Origin of the sequence: Chryseobacterium metallicongregator, from assembly GCF_031324065.1 — a bacterium.
Lineage (GTDB): Bacteria > Bacteroidota > Bacteroidia > Flavobacteriales > Weeksellaceae > Chryseobacterium > Chryseobacterium metallicongregator.
The window spans coordinates 460,623-478,518 of sequence record NZ_JAVIXS010000003.1; the positions used below are offsets into that span (position 1 = coordinate 460,623).

Here is a 17,896-nt window from a genome sequence, read left to right on the forward strand (position 1 = left end):
ATCTACAGACCAACTTTTGGGACTTTATATTTGATAAGATATAAATCTTTAGATTAATGTGATTCCATCAAAATTTCGGAAGCCATTCAGAAAATCTTTTACCATCATTCTTTTTTTACCTTCCAATTGAAGTTCCAAAGGATAGTAAATTCCGTCCTGGGTATAGATTTTAAATTCATTTTTAGAAATATCAAGACTTCCCGCTGGTTTTCCGTGATCAGAAAGTTCAAATTTGCCCCCGAATATTTTTAATCCTTTTTCCTCGTTGTCAATCTTTAAAGTGGTGAAAGCTGCAGGATAAGGTGACATTCCCAGAATAAACTGATGAATGTTTTTTGAAGGCTGCTCCCAATTGATTTTCGTATCTTCTTTGAAAATTTTGTAAGCATTTTTAGGATGTTCTACGTGGGGTTGAGGTTTTTCTTCAATTGCATTTTCAGCAAGGCCGTCTAACGTTTTTACAACAAGTCCTGAACCCATCTCCATCAGTCTGTCGTGAAGGCTTCCTGCATTTTCATCAGGTAAAATTTCAATTTCCTGCTGAAGAAGAATATTACCTTCATCAATTTTTTCATTAATAAAGAAAGTGGTTGCTCCGGATTTTTCTTCTCCATTGATTACAGCATAATTGATAGGTGCAGCACCTCTGTAATCAGGAAGTAATGAAGCGTGAAGATTGAAGGTTCCCATTTTAGGCATTTCAAAAAGCACTTTAGGCATCATTCTGAATGCTACCACTACAAAAACATCAGCATCCAGTTTTCTAAGTTCTTCAAGAAACTCAGGGTTTCTCAACTTTTCCGGCTGGAAAACAGGAATGTTGTTTTCTTCTGCGTAGATTTTTACCGGTGACTGGTGAATTTTCTGTCCTCGCCCGCTTGCTTTATCGGCCACAGTTACTACACCTACCACCTGATGGTGAGATTGATTGATTGCCTCCAAAGAAGTTTTTGCAAACTCAGGAGTCCCTAAAAAAACGACTTTCAATGATTTCATACTGCAAAGATAAGTTTTTGATCTGAGAGTCGGAAGATATTGAAGTTCGAGGGTAGGAGAGTTTTAGGGTGTGAGAGTTTGAGGGTAGCTGATTTAGGCAGGTTGAGATCATAATGTTTATCATTAATGATTACTCATTACTTATTACTCATGATTAAGCGCATATGTTCTGAAGTTCAGCATTCTTACTTTTCCTGAATCCAAAAGGAAGATCAGATTTTCCAGGATATTTTCTTTTGAATGATAGCTGAGCTGGATAGACAGTTCTTCAATGGTAGCCGATTTTTTTGCCAATAAACTAATGATTTGCTGAGAAATATTCTTACCAAAGATAGACTGCTTATTTTTTTCACAGACAGAACACTGGCCACAGTTTTTTGTGTTTTTTTCACCAAAATAGGCAAGAATTAGTTTCATTTTACAGTAGTCATTATTTTCTGCGTAAAACTTCATCTCTTCCCATTTCTGAATTTTGTTTCTTTGAATATGTTCAAATAATTTCCAGTACGCGCTATTCACAGCTCTTTCATCGCGGGGTTTCAGGAATTTGATACTGGCTAGTGCCCCATCAATATATTCAAGATAATTCTTTTGCTGAAGTTCTTTCAAACGTTCTTTGATCAAAGGAACACTGATATTGATTTTGTTGCTCACCTGCTGCTCACTGAACATTACTTTGTGGGTGGTAATTCCTGAAATATTACGGAAAAGAAGCTCTATAAAATAGGCATCTTTTTGGGGCAGCTGGTCCATCTCATCAGCTTTGATAAAAAGTTCAAGTGAAGACAGACTTTTGTAATCGTTGTAGTAGACAACTTCCTGATTGTGCAGAAAATTGAGTACATTGTTGATTTTTGCTTTCGACAGTTTTGTGAAATTCTGTATACTCAGACTATTCAGTTGAAAAGTTTTTTCCGGAAGTTCAAATTCTGCTACCTGAAAAATAGAGTAGAGGTAGCTAATGATCTTCAAAAACTCGGCTTTATTGGGAGTCTGATTTTTTAGAACCTGATCAAAATTCAAAAGTTCCTGTTTGTTCCAAAGCATGAAGGCAAAACTGTCTTTTCCATCTCTTCCCGCTCTTCCGATCTCCTGATAATAGTTTTCCAGAGAGGCAGCCGGGGAATAGTGAATCACAAAACGAACATTATCTTTATCGATACCCATTCCAAAGGCATTGGTAGAAATAAGAACATGATTGTCACTATTGTTCCAAAGATGCTGTCTTGCATTTTTTTCCTTGGTTGTAAGGCCGGCATGAAAATAATCTACATTTTTCAGTTGGTTTTTCTTCAGGAATTCTGCCAGCAATTCTGCTTCTTTTCTTGTTCTTACATATACAATTCCGGAGTCATTGCTGTATTTTAAAATATCAAAAACACGTTGGAATTTATCAGATACTTCATCGGTGAAAATTTTGATATTCTCTCTCTTGAAACTTTTTTGAAAAACAAAAGGATTTTTCAGTTCCAGTTTATTTTTGATTTCTTCAAGCACTTTTGGGGTCGCTGTTGCAGTCAAAGCAAGACAAGGGATTTCAGGATTATTACTTCTGAATCCTTTTATATTCTGATAACTGGGTCTGAAATCCTGACCCCATTCTGAAATACAGTGAGCTTCATCCACAGCAATGAAGGATAGTTGAATTTCCTCCATGTTTTGAATAAACTGACTATTGGTAAGTCTTTCAGGAGAAACATAGAGTAGTTTAGTAAGTCCTTCTTTACAACGGTCATAAACTGCTTCTGCATCATATTCATCCAGCTCGGAGGACAGATATTCTGCTTCTATCCCACGCGATTTAAGCTGATTAACCTGATCTTTCATCAGTGCCAGCAAAGGAGACACAACAAGGCATGTTCCTTCTTTCAATAAGGCGGGGAGTTGATAGCATAAAGATTTTCCTGCTCCTGTGGGTAGCAGAACCAGGGTGTCTTTTTCGTTGATGACAGCATTGATAATTTCTTCCTGAGAATCTCTGAAGTCAGTATAACCCCAGAAATACTTAAGAGTATCATATTTTAGCTTTTGAAAATCCTGCGGAGAAATCATGTTGTAAAAATAAGGAAAGAATTAGACAAAAAAAGTCACGCAGGGCGTGACTTTCATATGATATATCAATATGTTTATTATTTAGCTTCGAAGTATACTCTTCTATTGGCTCTGTTTTTCCATTCAGGGCACTTCGTTGCTGGTTCACATTCAGGGTATTTAAGGTCTTTTTCACCTTTTCCTACTGCCTGTAGTTTGCCTGTTTGAACACCGTTTTTGATCAGATAGTTCTTAACGTTGTTTGCTCTTCTTTCTGATAGTTTTTGGTTGTAAGCATCAGTACCTCTTGTATCAGTAGCTCCGATTACATTATAAGAACCAGTTGAAGAATTGATGTAGTTTACAGCATTATTTAAGATTGGCGTATTTGATGGTAAAATTCTGTCGGAATTTAAATCAAACTCAATTCCCTCCAACTTAGTTTCTGTTTCTACCACAGGACCTGTTGTAGCTACAGGACATCCGTTGTTTTCAACAGGTCCTGGAACTGTAACACACTTATCGTAAAGGTCAATTACCCCGTCTAAGTCAGTATCAAGCGCAACTCCGGCACCGTCCACTCTTGCTCCTGCAGGAGTATCAAGCTGTCTGTCCCAATCGTCACATACCCCGTCGTTATCAGCATCTCCTTTTTTACATACTTCGATATCCTGGTTTTTATTAGCCAGTACATCCAGTTTGTAATAGATTTCCTGAAGTGGGTCATGCCACATTAAGTGAGATTCGTGTTTTCCAAGTTTTACAGAAAGACCTAGGGTAGCATTGAAGAAGTTGTCAGAAACCTGCTCAGAACGCTTATTAATCGCGCTGTAAGCATCACCGCCTCCGTCAAATTCATCATCACCTGTTACCACATACATTAATCTACCTTCAATATCGATTCTTCTGTTTACTTTGAATTTAAGACCTGTACCAGCCTGGAAGAACAGAGAACCTAATTGGAAAGGTTTGATTTCAGTCATTAATGTCTGTTTGTTACCTCCGTCTTTCTGGTATGCTCTGTAGGCAATAGTACCAATACCTGCATATCCATGAAGTGCCCATCTGTAAGGGGAATGGTTGTCAACTCTTCTTAATAAGTTAGAAAAATTAATATCTCCTAAGATGGAGATTGCGTCATACTGAGTTCTTGCTCCTACTGCAGATGCATCTGGTGCTGCATTTTTAGTATTGAACCATCCTTGTCTGGTTTCACCTCTGTCATATTGTAAATTGATCCCAAAAGCATGGGTAATCGCTTTATCAATACTTACATACGCCGAATATCCAAAAAGGTTTTTACCGTTACCATTTTTAATCGAGGTCAAATCTGCTGACTGAAGAAGTGGAACACCTGCTCCTACAGAAATAGACCAATCATTAAATCTTTTAGACTGGTTGGTAAATGGGGTAACATTGGCAGATCCTGAAGAAAATGTATTAGGATATTTTCCATTTGAATCTGCAGTTGAGTCTTGTGCATAAGTAGCAGAGGGAATTGCCAAAGCTAATGCAACAATTGCTAAACTTAATTTCATCGTGTATTATTATTTGATTTCTTTTATTGAAAAAGAAGTTTAAGTTTGTTTAATTATTTAATTGGACAACCGTTATTTTCAACAGGTCCTGGTACAGTTACGCACTTGTCGTAAAGGTCAATAACACCATCCAGATCCATATCCAAAGCAACTCCGGCACCATCTACTCTTGCACCTGCAGGAGTATCAAGCTGTCTGTCCCAGTCATCACATACTCCGTCATTATCTGCATCTCCTTTTTCGCAAACAACAAGGTCAGTACTTGCATTTTCAAGAATGCTGGTTCTGTAGTAAGCTTCCTGAAGAGGATCATGCCATGCCAGATGAGATTCGTGTTTTCCTAATTTGAAGGATACACCTAAACTTACCGTCCATGCATTATCTGATCTTCTAGCGTTTAGCATATTATATTTTGAACCTGGAGTGGAAGGATCATAATCATTAGGATCTGCCCATCCGCCACCATCAAATTCATCATCACCACTGATGATGTACATGGTTCTTGCCTCAACATCAATAAGTTTAGAAACATTATATTTTATTCCTAAACCTCCCTGATAGAAGATAGAGTTGATATCAATGTCTTGTTTTATGAACAAAGGCGTTCTTCTTGGAGTATTACTCCATCTGAATTCATCGTTATCATGTAGTGATGTTCTGAATCCCTGAACTCCAATTCCCATATATCCATGGAAAGCCCATCTGTATGGAGAGTGGTTGTCTACTCTTCTGAATAAGTTCGAGAAGTTGATATCTCCTAATAAAGAGATGTTGTCAAATTGTGTTGTAGCAGTCGCTATTCCTGATTTTACACCTGCAGCACCGGGAAGCTGGGCTGTCTGTTTCGTTTCTCCTCTCATATACATTAGGCTTAGCCCGAATGCATGTGTGATTTGTTTGTCTACGCTTACGTATGCATTATACCCCCAATTGGTCTTATCCTTGCGGATAGATTTTAAATCGGAGTGTACCATAAATGCAGGACCTCCTCCAACAGAAATAGACCAGTCTCTGAAACGTCTGGATTTGTTGTCGAAAGTTTGTACATTAGCGGAACCTGAGGAGAATGTATTAGGGTACTCTGTGGAAGAGTTTACTGTAGTGCCGCTGTTCTGTGCGAAAGCTGCAATTGGCAATGACGTAGCCAATAATAATAAACCTAATTTCATACAATATGTTTTATGTTTTAAATAAAATCTTTCAATAATATTCTGGAAAAATCCCTTTCAAAAAGATGTTTTTTATGAGGGACTTCTAACCTTTCTGATTTAAAATTTAACTCATTATACTTAATGATATCAATGTCTATAATCCTATCAGTATAACCTCCGGATACTTTTGAATCATTAATTCTTCCCATCTCAACTTCTATATTCTTAATACAATCAAGCAGTTGGATTGGTGAAAGATGAGTGAATATTATTGCTGCAATATTACAAAAAATATTGGAACTGACAAACTCTACAGGGTCAGACATTAAAAATTCGCTGGTTTGTGAAATGTGATTTCCAGCTTCATTTATCATTTTTAATGCAAGCTCTACATTTTTTTTTTGCTCTCCTAAGTTACTTCCTAGTAACAAAACGACCTTATGCTGCGACATATTAGAAAATTGATTGATTTATGAGAAGTTTCTTTAAAAATGTTTTGGCAAATATAGTAGCAATTATCATACTTTGCGCTCTATTTTTCATCTTTTTCATTATGATGCTTGTGTTCAGTGCGATGGGGAATGATAAGTCGGTGGCGGTAAAAAAGAACTCCGTTCTTACGATTAATTTAAAGACAAATATAATCGATAGTCCTACTGAAGAAGAGATGGGATTATTTGGTTTAGGAGCTCAAAATAAAAGTATCCTTATATATGATGCATTGGAAGCTATCAATAAAGCAAAAACGGATGATAATATTAAAGGGATCAGTATAGAAACTGATTATTTATCTGCAGGACTTACTCAGATTGATGATCTTAGAAACGCTATTGAAGATTTCAAGAAAAGTGGAAAGTTTGTGTATGCATACGGAAATGGAGTATCCCAGTCTGCTTATTATTTAGGATCTGTTGCTGATAAATATTATCTGCATCCTGCAGGAATGGTAGAGTTAAAAGGTCTTTCTACAGAAGTTACTTTCTTCAAGGATTTTGCAGATAAGTACGGGATTGGAATTGAAGTAATCCGTCACGGTAAATTCAAGTCTGCAGTAGAACCTTTTTTAAGAAATGATATTTCTCCTGAAAATAAAGAACAGTTAAGTACGCTTTTGAATGACCTTTGGAAAAATACTTCCAATAAAATGGCAGCTTCAAGAAAAATTGATACTGCTCAGTTCAGAATGATCACAGACAGTTTGTATGGAATGATTCCTGAGCAAAGCCTAAAATATAAACTAGCCGATAAGTTGATCCAGAAATCAGAATACGAAGATCTTCTTAAGGCGAAGTTAAGTGTGAAAAATGAAGATAAACTGAATAAGATTTCTTTGACAAGTTATATCAACTCTTATGCAGATGAAGATAAATCTGGTGAAAAGATCGCAGTACTTTATGCTTCAGGATCTATTAATAATGGAGATGAATATAATGATATTCATTCTGAGAAATATGTGAAGTATATTAAAAAACTTCAGGAGGATGATAAAGTGAAAGCGGTTGTTTTCAGAATCAACTCTCCGGGAGGAAGTGCTAATGCTTCAGATGAAATCTTATTTGAAATACAGCAGCTGAAAAAGAAAAAACCACTGATAGTTTCTTTTGGAGACTATGCGGCATCAGGAGGATATTATGTAGCAATGGCTGCAGATAAAATTTATTCAGAGCCTAACACACTTACCGGTTCTATCGGAGTATTCGGGGTGATGCCTTACTACAAAGATATTGCAGCTAAAAACGGAATTCGTGCAGATATTGTTTCTACCAATGCCAACTCTATGTATTATTCCGGATTAAACGGAGTAACCCCTTATGGAGTGAATATGATGACGAGAAGTGTAGAAGGTACTTATAAGAGATTTGTTCATTTTGTGACTCAGAACAGAAAGAAAACTTTTGAGCAGATTGACAATGTAGGAGGTGGTAGAGTATGGAGCGGAGTTCGTGCAAAAGAAATAGGATTGGTAGACGAATTGGGTACTTTAACAGATGCTGTGAAGTTTGCCGCTCAGAAAGCTGGATTAAAGTCTTATCATGTAGAAGCTTTCCCTAAGAGAATGACTCCGTTTGAGCAAATCTTTAAAGACCTGAATGAAGAGGATGTTTCTGCCAGAATTATCAAAAACAAGATTGGTAAATCCAACTATGAGATTTTGCAGCAGATTACAGACAAGAAACTACAGTCTGAGGTGAAAATGGAAATGCCTTATCAGATTAGAATTAATGACTAACTAAATTTTATATTGTATACAAAAATCCCGGACCTGAAATTTCAGATCCGGGATTTTATTTTTTATCAGCTTTAATATCAGCTTTTCTTTGTTGCCATTCCGTAAATCCAGAGAATGATTAAAGCGCCTCCAATTGAGAGAATCCAGCTTCTAGGATTCCAGAATGAAGTGACATCTCCCCAGTGTAAAACGTAAACTCCTATAGCTCCTCCTACAAATGCTCCAAGAATTCCAAGGATAATAGTGATAAGCCATCCTCCTCCCTGAGTTCCCGGCATGATCATTTTAGCGATAGCACCTGCGATAAGACCAAATAGGATCCATGTTATAATTCCCATAGTTGCAAATTTTTTTATTGTTAATATTTAAAAATGATTTGTTTGCTAATATAAGGGAAAACATGATATAAATCATCTTTTCTTGAAGAATGAGTCTACAAATTCCGTACCATTAAAAAGTTGTAAATCCTGCATTTTTTCGCCTACACCAATATACTTCACCGGAATTTGGAACTGATCGGAGATACCAATAACAACACCTCCTTTGGCTGTTCCGTCCAGTTTTGTTACTGCTAAAGCATTTACTTCTGTTGCTGCTGTAAACTGTTTTGCCTGTTCGAAAGCATTCTGTCCTGTAGAACCGTCAAGTACCAATAGAATCTCATGAGGTGCATCAGGAATTACTTTCTGCATCACTCTTTTGATCTTGGACAATTCATTCATCAGGTTGATCTTATTGTGAAGTCTCCCTGCGGTATCAATGATGACAACATCCGCATTCTGTGCAACCGCGCTTTGTACAGTGTCAAATGCTACGGAAGCAGGATCAGAGCCCATTTCCTGTTTTACAATAGGAACGCCCACTCTTTCGCTCCAGATAACAAGCTGGTCAACAGCAGCAGCTCTAAAGGTATCTGCAGCTCCAAGAACTACTTTTTTACCTTCCGATTTGAACTGGTGAGCCAGTTTTCCGATGGTTGTTGTTTTGCCCACTCCATTCACTCCTACGACCATGATGACGTATGGTTTTTTAGAAGTATCGATATTTCCTGTACCGGCATGAGGATTTTCAAGCAATAATCCTGAAATCTCATCACGAAGAATTTTGTCAAGTTCATTTACTCCTACATATTTATCTCTGGCAACACGTTCTTCAATTCTTTCAATGATTTTGATAGTGGTAGAGGCTCCTACATCGGAAGCAATCAGTACTTCTTCAAGATCATCAAGTACCTCATCATCTACTTTACTTTTGCCGACTACGGCTTTCGTCATTTTTTCAAAGAATCCCTGACTGGATTTTTCCAATCCTTTGTCTAAAGTTTCTTTTTCTTCTTTTTTGAAAATATTTTTAAACCAACTCATAGTTTTAGTTTATTCTTATTTATTTTTAATCACTGCTGTGGCTTCTACTTCTATAAGCACATCATCTCTGAAAAGCTTGCTCACTTCTACGAGGCTGCTTACGGGAGGATTTTGAAGACTGACATACAAATCCCTTACTTTTCTGAAATCAGGTGTTTTTTTGATGTCTGTGGTATAAATTACCAGTTTAATAATATCTTTTCCTGTACCTCCATATTCTTTCAGGATATTATCAATATTCTTGAAAACCTGCTGCGTTTGCTCTTCAATGGTATTTCCCACAAGATTACCTTCAGAGTCCAGAGAAACCTGTCCGGATAACAAAATCATTTTAGAATTTCCACAATCAATACTTACTGATTGTGATAATCCTTTAATGTTGAAAACTTTTGGCGAACTTTTATATTCTACAGGATTCATTGTTTTCTGACTGAATGAAAATAGAAAAGTTGCTGTACATAACAGAACAAGAATCTTTTTCATATTTTGCTGATTAATAATCTGGTGAGCAAAGATAGCAAAAAAACTACCCAAAAAATGAGTGTTTTTTTTACATTATCTATAAAATATAGACTATCTCACCACGTTAAGCCCGTTGTATTGCGTATCTTTTTCTTATTTAAAATTATAGTTCTACCGTATCTCCAAGCCTTGCAATATTAAATCCATTGGCCAGAACCGTTTTACTCTGTTGGCTATCCGGAATTAAAAGTTTGTTGGTGTGATTGAAGTGAATAAAGTAGATTTTCTTTTTTTCCTGAACCGGGAGGTTTTTAAAAAGCTCCATACTTTCCGTTACAAATGGATGGGGAATTTCTGAGATATCTCTGAAACCTACTTCCTCAGCGTCATAAAACGTTGCGTCTAAAAATGCATAATCAACCTTTTTGATGAAATCTGTAATGCTGTGCTTCCAGGTATTCCATTTATCAATATCGGGTATAAATAAAGCCTTCTTATGAGGACCTTGAATTAAGTATCCTACTGTTTCGGAGTATTCATCACGATGGGGCACTAAAATGGGAGTGACTTGAAGGTGAGGATTTATTTGTAACGACACTTCATTCTTCATTTCCCGGATCTCAATATTTTTTAAATGAACCAATTGTGACCAGGGTCCGTTATTCTCAAAATATTTCTTAAGTATCGGCATAGTATACACTGGAACATTTTTAGAATTCATACCTTCTCTTCCCAAAAACATCAAACCTGTATAATGACCGATGTGGGCATGTGTAATAAAAATTCCATCCGGAGCTGTTTTTTCTAATGTGCCGGATTTTTCCTGTAACAATTGAAGTTGTGAAGTGAAATCAGGGCTGCTATCGAAAATATAATTTTTTTGCAGATCGTAATCAATGATTCCCATTGATATAATTTTCCGATCTTGTCTGGGATGTTTCCAAAGATCAGCACAACAGCTTTTCTTACAGCCTGCCTGTGGTGAACCTACATCCTGTACATTTCCAAGGACTGTTAAGACGACCCCTGTATTCGTATTTGTTTTAAGACTTTGAGCCGAAATAAGACAGAAAATAAGGGTGCCTAAAAGCAGCGTAAACAACGATTTCATTTGTATGTTTTTTAAGCATAAAAATAACAAAAAAACTACTCACAAAATATGAGTAGTTTTTTATATTGTAAACAAAATACTGATTATTTCTTTAAATAACCATCTACTTCGTCAGCATTCATTACTTTTTCTTCGAAAACGTAAGCTCCTGATTTAGAAGACTTAACCATTTTCACCACTTTAGTCATCTTCTTAGACTGACCGCTTTGTAGGGTTGCTACTACTTTCTTTGCCATGGTAAGTTATTATTTATAAATTACTTAATTTCTTTGTGAAGGGTAGATCTTTTAAGAACTGGATTATACTTTTTAAGCTCTAATCTCTCTGTAGTGTTCTTTTTATTTTTTGTAGAAATGTATCTAGACATTCCTGGCATACCACTTTCTTTGTGCTCTGTACATTCAAGGATTACTTGAACTCTATTTCCTTTTTTTGCCATGATTTATTAATTCTTTTTAATCAATCCGTTTCTAGTAGCTCTTTCAATAGCTTCCTCGATTCCAATCTTGTTAATCACTCTCAATCCATGAGCTGATACTTTCAGTGTAACGTGCTTATCTTGCTCCGGAAGGTAAAACTTCTTCTCTAATAAGTTAATTTCAAAACGACGCTTCGTTTTGTTATTAGCGTGAGAAACGTTGTTACCAACCATTGCACGCTTTCCTGTTATTTGGCAAATTCTTGACATATCTCGATGTTCTTATTTGTATAATATTTGAGAGTGCAAAATAACGAAGAATTTTTTAGATAGACAAATCTTTTGGAAAATATTTGCAAATAAGTAACTGATTAATAATATTGAATTTTTAAAATAGTAGAATCCTTGGGATACAGCAGATAAAGGGTGCTGATATATTTCATACATGCTTTTTTTTACTCTCAGAATTTAATATTCTATCTTTGTTTTTAATTAATCTAAATAAAAACAACTATGAAGAGGATTTATATTTTATTGTCTATGATACCTGTCAGTCTGATGGCTCAGAACTTTACTGAGGTGCAGACCAGCATGAATAATTTTTATTATTCTGCAGCTGATATTGCAGATATAGATAACAATGGTACCCTTGATATTGTGCTTAACGGAGCGATTGATTCTGATGGTGACGGAAATGTAGACAGTACCTATAATGAAGTATATCAGAATAATGGGACAACTTTATTGCCGTTTGTTGGATTGGGAGCAGATGTGACCCATCTTGGAGATATTAAATTCATTGATTATAATAATGATGGTCTGGTGGATATTGTTTCTACAGGACTCAGCTATTGGGATGTTGTTAATTATAAACAATACAGGTTTAAAAATACAGGTTCAGGATTTGTAAAAGAAGCAGAATTGCCAGGTAAAATTTACGGATCTCTGGAAGTTTTTGACTTTAACCATGATGGGAAATCTGATTATGCAATTAATGGAACTCAGTATGCTCACGGAGGAGGTTTTGGAAATAGTTTGGATTATTATAAAAATACGGGTACTGGTTTTGATCTTACGGGAAATTGGGTAGATGGAACTCAGAGCGGAAGTTTTAAAGTAGTAGACCTTAATAATGATAACCTGCTGGATCTTGTGATTATCGGATCAGATATCAATGGAGATGCAGTATCCAAAGTATACATGAACCAGGCTGGAGTTCTGACCCTTACACAGGATCTTGCGCCTGTAGCGGTGGGGAAAATAGATTATGCAGATTTTAATGCAGATGGTTTTCAGGATATTGTGGTGATTGGAAGAGATGGCAATGATGATCCCTATTTTGCTGTTCTCATGAATGATGGTACGGGGACATTGACTCCTCAGGCGATTGCCGTAAACGATATTTCAGATGTAGCATTGAGTATAGGGGATTTAAATAACGACGGCTATTACGACTTTATTATTTCAGGAAATGAAGATTACAACGCTGTTGTGAAAACCTATATCTATGATGTTTCTAATCATAAATTCAATGACGGAACTGTAACTGGTATTACTGCTCTTGGAGGTCCGGGACTGGTACAGCTTTTTGATTTTAATAATGATCATCATCTGGATATCTTATTGGGTGGATTCGATTGGGCTGCTTCTGATCTTCCTTCACTGACTAAAGTATTTAAAAATAATTCCACAGCAGCCAATGCAAAACCTGCAGCACCTACTCAATTGAATCTGACTAAAAACGGAAATCGTTTTAATTTTACATGGAGTGGGGCATCGGATGATAAAACTCCGGTGAATGCCTTACGTTATGAAATTACCGTAGGATCTACACAGGGAGCTCATGATATTGCAAAATATGTAGTAACAACACCATCATGGTTTCTTGAGCTTGATCCGTCCATTCAGAATGTATACTGGAGCGTAAAATCTATTGATGCTTCAAAAGTGTATTCTGATGCTTCTACTCAAAGTGTGCTGGGAACAGCGGACATCAAATCTGAAAAGCAGTTTGTTATCTATCCTAATCCGGTATCAGATAAAGTGTATATCAAAGGCGAAAAAGTTTCAGAAGCTGAAATGTATTCGATGGATGGAAGAAAACTGAATATTAAGGTAAATGGGGACCAGTCAATTGATGTTTCTCATTTACCTAAAGGAATATATTTATTAAAACTGAAGATAAAAAACGAAATAACCACAAAGAAGCTTACGATTAAGTAATTGAATCAATTCTATCTTCTATCAATGAGAAAAGCCAGACGTCCAGCTGGCTTTTCTCTTTTTTATCGAACAAGGATCTTCGAGTATTCTATTTTCCCGCTGATCGTGCAGATCACGCAGATCTTGTGTTATTTGTGGAAAGATTTGCGCAATTCGTGTTTAAAGACTACGCTTTCTTTGTTTTCTTTTTGAACCATTCAATCAGGTAATAAAATAATAAAAACCCTAGTGCAAATATGGAAAACCTTGAAAGAAGGTCACCTGCTCTTGTATAAAAGGTCATGCTATCATATAGATTTACTTTCGCAAATAAAGCGGTTTGGTCACCATAGAAAGTATCAGCGGTGATCTCTCCTTTAGCATTGATATGCGCTGAAATCCCACTGTTGGCAGCACGTGCAATTTCTCTTCTGGTTTCAATAGCTCTTAGTTTAGCGTAAGATAAAAGTTGTTTGTGTCCTTCCGTAACGCCCCACCAGGAGTCGTTGGTCATAATACCTAAGAAGTTAGCTCCTTTTTTTACATAGTCTGTTACAAATTCACCATAAATACTTTCATAGCAAATGATAGGGGCTAGCTTTCCTTTGTTGTAAAGGTTTGAAAAGGCAACTCTTTCTTTATCTGTTCCTAAAGAAGCTACTGTTCCTCCCAGATTCAGCATAGCGTCTCCAAGCAATGGTTTTAAAACATTCATATAAGGAAATATTTCAACACCTGGTACTAATTTCCCTTTGTGGTAAGCCTGAACTTTTTGATTAGGAACCAATTGAATGGCTGTATTATAACTGCTTACCCAAACACCACTGTTGATCTGGTAAGCTTCCTTAGGCAAAGCGGCAGGATTATAAAAAAATCGATGTGAAGAAATTCCTGTTGCAAAAACAGATCCGGGATGATTTGATAAAAATCCTTTGATATTATTAAGAAGTAAACTCTTTTCAAAAGCTGTTTCGGAAATAGATCCTCTTCCCGGCAGAGCTGTTTCAGGAGCAATATAATAATCAATTTTACCGGTTGAGTTTTTTTCAGCAAGTGCTAATAAATCCTGTTCTATGGTCAGGCTGTCTTTCGAATATTTTTCAGCATAAGGGTCAAGATCCGGCTGCAGCATCAGAACATTAACCTGTCCGATTGGTTTTTCATCAAAATTATTGTATTTGATTACTGAAATAATCATTGGCAAGGCAATTAATGCTCCAATAATAGCCGAGTTTTTAATCAAATCCTTTCTCTTTCTTCCGGCTTCCCATGTTCTTACTGTGTAAAAGATCAGAACATTAATCAGGAGAATCCAGAAGCTTCCTCCGGTAGCTCCTAAAGTGTCATACCATTGGATTAGTTTTGGGTAGTCTGAGAATACATTCCCCAGGTTCAGCCAAGGCCAGGTAAGTTCCCATCCCAAATGAAATTTTTCAAAACTCATCCAGATAGCAATTAAAAATCCTAATCCCCAATAGGTTCCCTGAGCATTTTTGTACCAGTGATAACATTGGAATACCAAAGAATATAAAAGAGAATTGACAAGTACCGGAAATAAAACAGCCATGAGAGAGTGGCTTCCGTCAGGGTTCTTGGAACCATACAGCCATCCTGTAGTCACAACATTCCAGATAATAAAACATAGGTAAGACAATCCGAAGACCATCCAGCTTTTCCTTTTATAATCTGAAAATTTTGAAATTCCATGCTCCATCATCAGAAGAGGAACAAGAGCGAAAAATATAAAAAACGGAACCCCATAAGTTGGCCATGAAACCGACAGCAGCATTGCTGAAATAAGTGTAAGTAGAACGTATTTCATTAAATTATTTTAATACACAAATTTAATGTTTTTGAAATGAATATATTAGCAGTTCGATGTTAAAGAAAATTTATAAAATCATTATTGTTCCGTATACTCTGTTTTTGCTCTATCTGATGTTTTTAGGAATGGGCAGATTTCAATATGAGGAAAATCTCATTACGGTAGAACCTTTTTTTTCTACCATAAAATTTATTCAGGGGCCTAATAAGACGATAGATATTGTGATGATTGTTTTGGGTAATATCATGATGTTTATTCCTTTTGGCTTTTTGGGTTGGATTATTCCCGAACTGAGAAAACTGAAGCCATTATTATTTGGTTTTATCTCATGCATCGTTATTGTAGAAGCACTTCAATATTTTACGAGGATGGGAATATTTGAGGTAGACGATATCATCCTGAATACTTTTGGGGTATATCTGGGATGGAAGATTTGCGGATTGATTGAAAAAAGATTTAACTATTAAGTTCTTTTGCACGCTTTTCGGCGTTCAGAATTCCTTGTTTTAGAATTTCTTTAAAACTGTTTTCTTCAAACGTTTTTAAAGCAGCTTCAGTAGTTCCACCTTTGGATGCAACATCTTTGATCAGCTCTTCAAGATTCTTTTCTGAATTATTGATCAGATGATAAGCACCCAGCATAGTCTGTTTTACAAAAAGTTTGGAAAGATTTTCTTCAATTCCCATTTCAATACCTGCTTTAATCATAGCATCGATGATATAATAGAAATAAGCAGGTCCACTTCCTGAAAGGGCAGTGACCCCATCCAGGAGTTCCTCATCCTCCAGATAAACCGATCTTCCTGTACTGTTCAATAGTCTTTCAATATTGATTAACTGGCTGAAAGAAATTCCATTGGCTGCAGTATAGCCTGTTATTCCCATTCCCAGAAGGGTAGGAGAGTTGGGCATTGCTCTTACAACAAGTGGATGATTCAGTAATTTCTGGATTTTTTCAATATTTATTCCCGCCATGATGGATAAAACCATCTGGTTTTCTTTGAGCGTAAATTGAATATTTTGGGCTACTGCATGAAAATCCTGAGGTTTTACAGCGATAATGATCAGATCAGCATCGAGATCTTTTACTTCTTCAAAAGTGGAAATTTTAGATTTGGGAAATTCCTCAGCTATTTTGGCAGTTTTTTCCTTATTTCTGATAATAAGATGAAGATTTTCAGGTTTAATCAGTTCGTATTTCAGGAATGATTTTGAAAAAGAAAGCCCCATATTTCCGGCTCCAAGAATAGCTATTTTCATCGCAAATTGTAATTTTTAAGCTAAAATAATGATTTTCCGGAGACTGGACATGAATTGATTCTGAATTAATTTTTTATTGGAAAACACAAGGCGCAAAGGTTTTGAATAATATGCCGTTTTAAGGCGCGAGAAAATCGGGGATTTTCAGCAAAATTTTGGATAAAAGTTGTTTTCCCAAACATCTGCGTCATCTGTGAAATCTGTGAGAAATTATATTATTAAAAACCTTCTCTTAATCCGACAAATTTTATACAAAAAGGCTGAATTCATATGAATCAGCCTTTTTGTATCTTTTAAATAATATTCACTTCCCGTTCAAGTTCTATCCCGAACTTTTCTTTCACAGAATTGATGATCTCTGTAGAAAAATCAAAAATTTCTTTTCCTGTAGCATTTCCTGTAGCATTGACGATGACCAGAGACTGTAGTTTGTGTGAAGCTACATTTCCGATCTGCTTTCCTTTCCATCCGCATTGCTCAATCAGCCATCCTGCAGGAACTTTTACCATCTCTCCAATCGGGTAACCCTGAATATTTTCAAACTGTTGTTTTAATGCTTCAAACTGAGTTAAAGGAATAGTAGGGTTCTTGAAAAAACTTCCGGCATTTCCGATTTCTTTAGGATTTGGTAATTTGCTTTGTCGGATATTGATCACTGCTCTGGAAACATCCTGAATGGCTGGGTTTTCAATACCAAGATTTTCCAGTTCAGATTTGATAGCTCCATATTCCGTCTTGATAAGGTGATTTTTTTGAGTCAATTTAAAAGTGACTTCCAGAATAACATATCTGCCTTTTCCTTCCTGTTTGAAAATAGAATCCCTGTATCCGAATCTGCATTGTTCAAGATTGAAAGTTTTCAGTTTAAGATTTTCTAAATCCAATACCTCACAGCTTACAAAAATATCTTTGATCTCTGTTCCGTAAGCCCCGATATTCTGCATGGGAGAAGTTCCTACGTTTCCAGGAATTAAAGAAAGATTTTCAAGTCCACCATAATTTTTTTGCAGGCAGTACACCACGAATTCATGCCAGTTTTCCCCTGCTTTTGCAGTTACCCATACTTCATTTTCATTGATATGCTCTTCAGAAATTCCTCTTAAATTAAGTTGAATGGCAAGACCGTCAAAATCTTTGGTAAGAAGAATGTTACTTCCGCCTCCTAAAAAAAGAAGCTGAAGAGATTGAGACTTCGAGAAAGTGAGAGCTTCTTTCAATTCATCAATAGAATTGACTTCAGTAAAATATCGGGCCTTGGCTTCAACACCAAATGTGTTATAAGGTTTTAATGAAAAGTTTTCTTGCATG

At 36.2% G+C, this 17,896-nt stretch carries 17 protein-coding genes and 1 pseudogene; 3 read left to right on the forward strand and 15 right to left on the reverse strand.

All coding sequences use genetic code 11. From position 1 onward, the window contains the following. Positions 1-48 precede the first annotated feature (48 nt). The 5 genes and pseudogenes from fmt to folK all read right to left on the reverse strand — a co-directional run bounded on the left by fmt (position 49) and on the right by folK (position 6,168). Entirely contained in the window at positions 49-996 is a 948-nt protein-coding gene (gene fmt / locus REB14_RS06310) for a methionyl-tRNA formyltransferase (protein ID WP_309521779.1), read from the reverse strand. 144 nt (positions 997-1,140) lie between these two features. Continuing rightward, entirely contained in the window at positions 1,141-3,048 is a 1,908-nt protein-coding gene (locus REB14_RS06315) for a RecQ family ATP-dependent DNA helicase (protein ID WP_309521780.1), read from the reverse strand. A gap of 77 nt (positions 3,049-3,125) precedes the next feature. Further along, on the reverse strand, positions 3,126-4,565 hold the full coding sequence (locus tag REB14_RS06320; RefSeq protein WP_309521781.1) for an OmpA family protein: 1,440 nt from the start codon (positions 4,563-4,565) through the stop codon (positions 3,126-3,128). A gap of 62 nt (positions 4,566-4,627) precedes the next feature. Next, positions 4,628-5,734: pseudogene (locus tag REB14_RS06325) on the reverse strand (OmpA family protein); the annotation flags it as partial. Positions 5,735-5,751: 17 nt separating this feature from the next. Further along, the gene (gene folK, locus REB14_RS06330; protein WP_079243078.1) at positions 5,752-6,168 is read right to left on the reverse strand and encodes a 2-amino-4-hydroxy-6-hydroxymethyldihydropteridine diphosphokinase; all 417 of its coding nucleotides are present in this window, start codon (positions 6,166-6,168) and stop codon (positions 5,752-5,754) included. A gap of 20 nt (positions 6,169-6,188) precedes the next feature. On the opposite strand from folK, the gene sppA reads away from it, so the two are divergent. Next, entirely contained in the window at positions 6,189-7,946 is a 1,758-nt protein-coding gene (gene sppA, locus REB14_RS06335) for a signal peptide peptidase SppA (RefSeq protein WP_309521782.1), read from the forward strand. A 77-nt stretch (positions 7,947-8,023) separates the two neighbouring features. On the opposite strand, the gene REB14_RS06340 is transcribed toward sppA, so the two are convergent. From REB14_RS06340 to rpmB, 7 genes are all read right to left on the reverse strand, one after another. Next, positions 8,024-8,284 carry a GlsB/YeaQ/YmgE family stress response membrane protein gene (locus REB14_RS06340; RefSeq protein WP_034694983.1) on the reverse strand — a complete coding sequence of 87 codons (261 nt, stop codon included), beginning with the start codon at positions 8,282-8,284 and terminating at the stop codon, positions 8,024-8,026. Positions 8,285-8,356: 72 nt separating this feature from the next. Further along, entirely contained in the window at positions 8,357-9,310 is a 954-nt protein-coding gene (gene ftsY / locus REB14_RS06345) for a signal recognition particle-docking protein FtsY (protein WP_034694984.1), read from the reverse strand. A gap of 15 nt (positions 9,311-9,325) precedes the next feature. Beyond that, positions 9,326-9,793 carry a RidA family protein gene (locus tag REB14_RS06350; protein ID WP_079243076.1) on the reverse strand — a complete coding sequence of 156 codons (468 nt, stop codon included), beginning with the start codon at positions 9,791-9,793 and terminating at the stop codon, positions 9,326-9,328. Between the two features lie 142 nt (positions 9,794-9,935). Beyond that, positions 9,936-10,883: an MBL fold metallo-hydrolase gene (locus REB14_RS06355; protein WP_309521783.1), complete on the reverse strand. Its 948-nt coding sequence runs from the start codon at positions 10,881-10,883 to the stop codon at positions 9,936-9,938. Between the two features lie 83 nt (positions 10,884-10,966). Then, positions 10,967-11,119: a DUF4295 domain-containing protein gene (locus REB14_RS06360; RefSeq protein WP_002976755.1), complete on the reverse strand. Its 153-nt coding sequence runs from the start codon at positions 11,117-11,119 to the stop codon at positions 10,967-10,969. Positions 11,120-11,139: 20 nt separating this feature from the next. Then, positions 11,140-11,322, reverse strand: coding sequence for a 50S ribosomal protein L33 (gene rpmG, locus REB14_RS06365; protein ID WP_027373683.1), 183 nt, complete (start codon positions 11,320-11,322; stop codon positions 11,140-11,142). A gap of 6 nt (positions 11,323-11,328) precedes the next feature. After that, on the reverse strand, positions 11,329-11,571 hold the full coding sequence (gene rpmB, locus REB14_RS06370; protein WP_002976757.1) for a 50S ribosomal protein L28: 243 nt from the start codon (positions 11,569-11,571) through the stop codon (positions 11,329-11,331). A 243-nt stretch (positions 11,572-11,814) separates the two neighbouring features. On the opposite strand from rpmB, the gene REB14_RS06375 reads away from it, so the two are divergent. Further along, complete coding sequence (locus REB14_RS06375; RefSeq protein ID WP_309521784.1) at positions 11,815-13,524, forward strand: T9SS type A sorting domain-containing protein; 1,710 nt, start codon at positions 11,815-11,817, stop codon at positions 13,522-13,524. A 166-nt stretch (positions 13,525-13,690) separates the two neighbouring features. Here REB14_RS06375 and lnt read toward each other — a convergent pair whose 3' ends face one another. Further along, positions 13,691-15,325, reverse strand: a complete 1,635-nt coding sequence (gene lnt / locus REB14_RS06380) for an apolipoprotein N-acyltransferase (protein ID WP_079243074.1) — start codon at positions 15,323-15,325, stop codon at positions 13,691-13,693. 56 nt (positions 15,326-15,381) lie between these two features. Here lnt and REB14_RS06385 point away from each other — a divergent pair, with 56 nt between their 5' ends. Continuing rightward, entirely contained in the window at positions 15,382-15,795 is a 414-nt protein-coding gene (locus tag REB14_RS06385; protein WP_309521785.1) for a VanZ family protein, read from the forward strand. Here the strand turns inward: REB14_RS06385 and proC are convergent. Next, positions 15,785-16,588: a pyrroline-5-carboxylate reductase gene (proC, locus tag REB14_RS06390; RefSeq protein WP_309521786.1), complete on the reverse strand. Its 804-nt coding sequence runs from the start codon at positions 16,586-16,588 to the stop codon at positions 15,785-15,787. The genes REB14_RS06385 and proC overlap by 11 nt on opposite strands. A 293-nt stretch (positions 16,589-16,881) precedes the next feature. After that, entirely contained in the window at positions 16,882-17,895 is a 1,014-nt protein-coding gene (gene murB / locus REB14_RS06395; protein WP_079243071.1) for a UDP-N-acetylmuramate dehydrogenase, read from the reverse strand. Position 17,896 lies beyond the last annotated feature (1 nt).

What these genes read in the sequence shown, in the direction of transcription:
- fmt (WP_309521779.1), bottom strand. Translation starts at nt 996, where the DNA reads ATGAAATCATTGAAAGTCGTTTTTTTAGGGACTCCTGAGTTTGCAAAA.
- REB14_RS06315 (WP_309521780.1), bottom strand. Translation starts at nt 3,048, where the DNA reads ATGATTTCTCCGCAGGATTTTCAAAAGCTAAAATATGATACTCTTAAG.
- REB14_RS06320 (WP_309521781.1), bottom strand. Translation starts at nt 4,565, where the DNA reads ATGAAATTAAGTTTAGCAATTGTTGCATTAGCTTTGGCAATTCCCTCT.
- folK (WP_079243078.1), bottom strand. Translation starts at nt 6,168, where the DNA reads ATGTCGCAGCATAAGGTCGTTTTGTTACTAGGAAGTAACTTAGGAGAG.
- sppA (WP_309521782.1), top strand. Translation starts at nt 6,189, where the DNA reads ATGAGAAGTTTCTTTAAAAATGTTTTGGCAAATATAGTAGCAATTATC.
- REB14_RS06340 (WP_034694983.1), bottom strand. Translation starts at nt 8,284, where the DNA reads ATGGGAATTATAACATGGATCCTATTTGGTCTTATCGCAGGTGCTATC.
- ftsY (WP_034694984.1), bottom strand. Translation starts at nt 9,310, where the DNA reads ATGAGTTGGTTTAAAAATATTTTCAAAAAAGAAGAAAAAGAAACTTTA.
- REB14_RS06350 (WP_079243076.1), bottom strand. Translation starts at nt 9,793, where the DNA reads ATGAAAAAGATTCTTGTTCTGTTATGTACAGCAACTTTTCTATTTTCA.
- REB14_RS06355 (WP_309521783.1), bottom strand. Translation starts at nt 10,883, where the DNA reads ATGAAATCGTTGTTTACGCTGCTTTTAGGCACCCTTATTTTCTGTCTT.
- REB14_RS06360 (WP_002976755.1), bottom strand. Translation starts at nt 11,119, where the DNA reads ATGGCAAAGAAAGTAGTAGCAACCCTACAAAGCGGTCAGTCTAAGAAG.
- rpmG (WP_027373683.1), bottom strand. Translation starts at nt 11,322, where the DNA reads ATGGCAAAAAAAGGAAATAGAGTTCAAGTAATCCTTGAATGTACAGAG.
- rpmB (WP_002976757.1), bottom strand. Translation starts at nt 11,571, where the DNA reads ATGTCAAGAATTTGCCAAATAACAGGAAAGCGTGCAATGGTTGGTAAC.
- REB14_RS06375 (WP_309521784.1), top strand. Translation starts at nt 11,815, where the DNA reads ATGAAGAGGATTTATATTTTATTGTCTATGATACCTGTCAGTCTGATG.
- lnt (WP_079243074.1), bottom strand. Translation starts at nt 15,325, where the DNA reads ATGAAATACGTTCTACTTACACTTATTTCAGCAATGCTGCTGTCGGTT.
- REB14_RS06385 (WP_309521785.1), top strand. Translation starts at nt 15,382, where the DNA reads ATGTTAAAGAAAATTTATAAAATCATTATTGTTCCGTATACTCTGTTT.
- proC (WP_309521786.1), bottom strand. Translation starts at nt 16,588, where the DNA reads ATGAAAATAGCTATTCTTGGAGCCGGAAATATGGGGCTTTCTTTTTCA.
- murB (WP_079243071.1), bottom strand. Translation starts at nt 17,895, where the DNA reads ATGCAAGAAAACTTTTCATTAAAACCTTATAACACATTTGGTGTTGAA.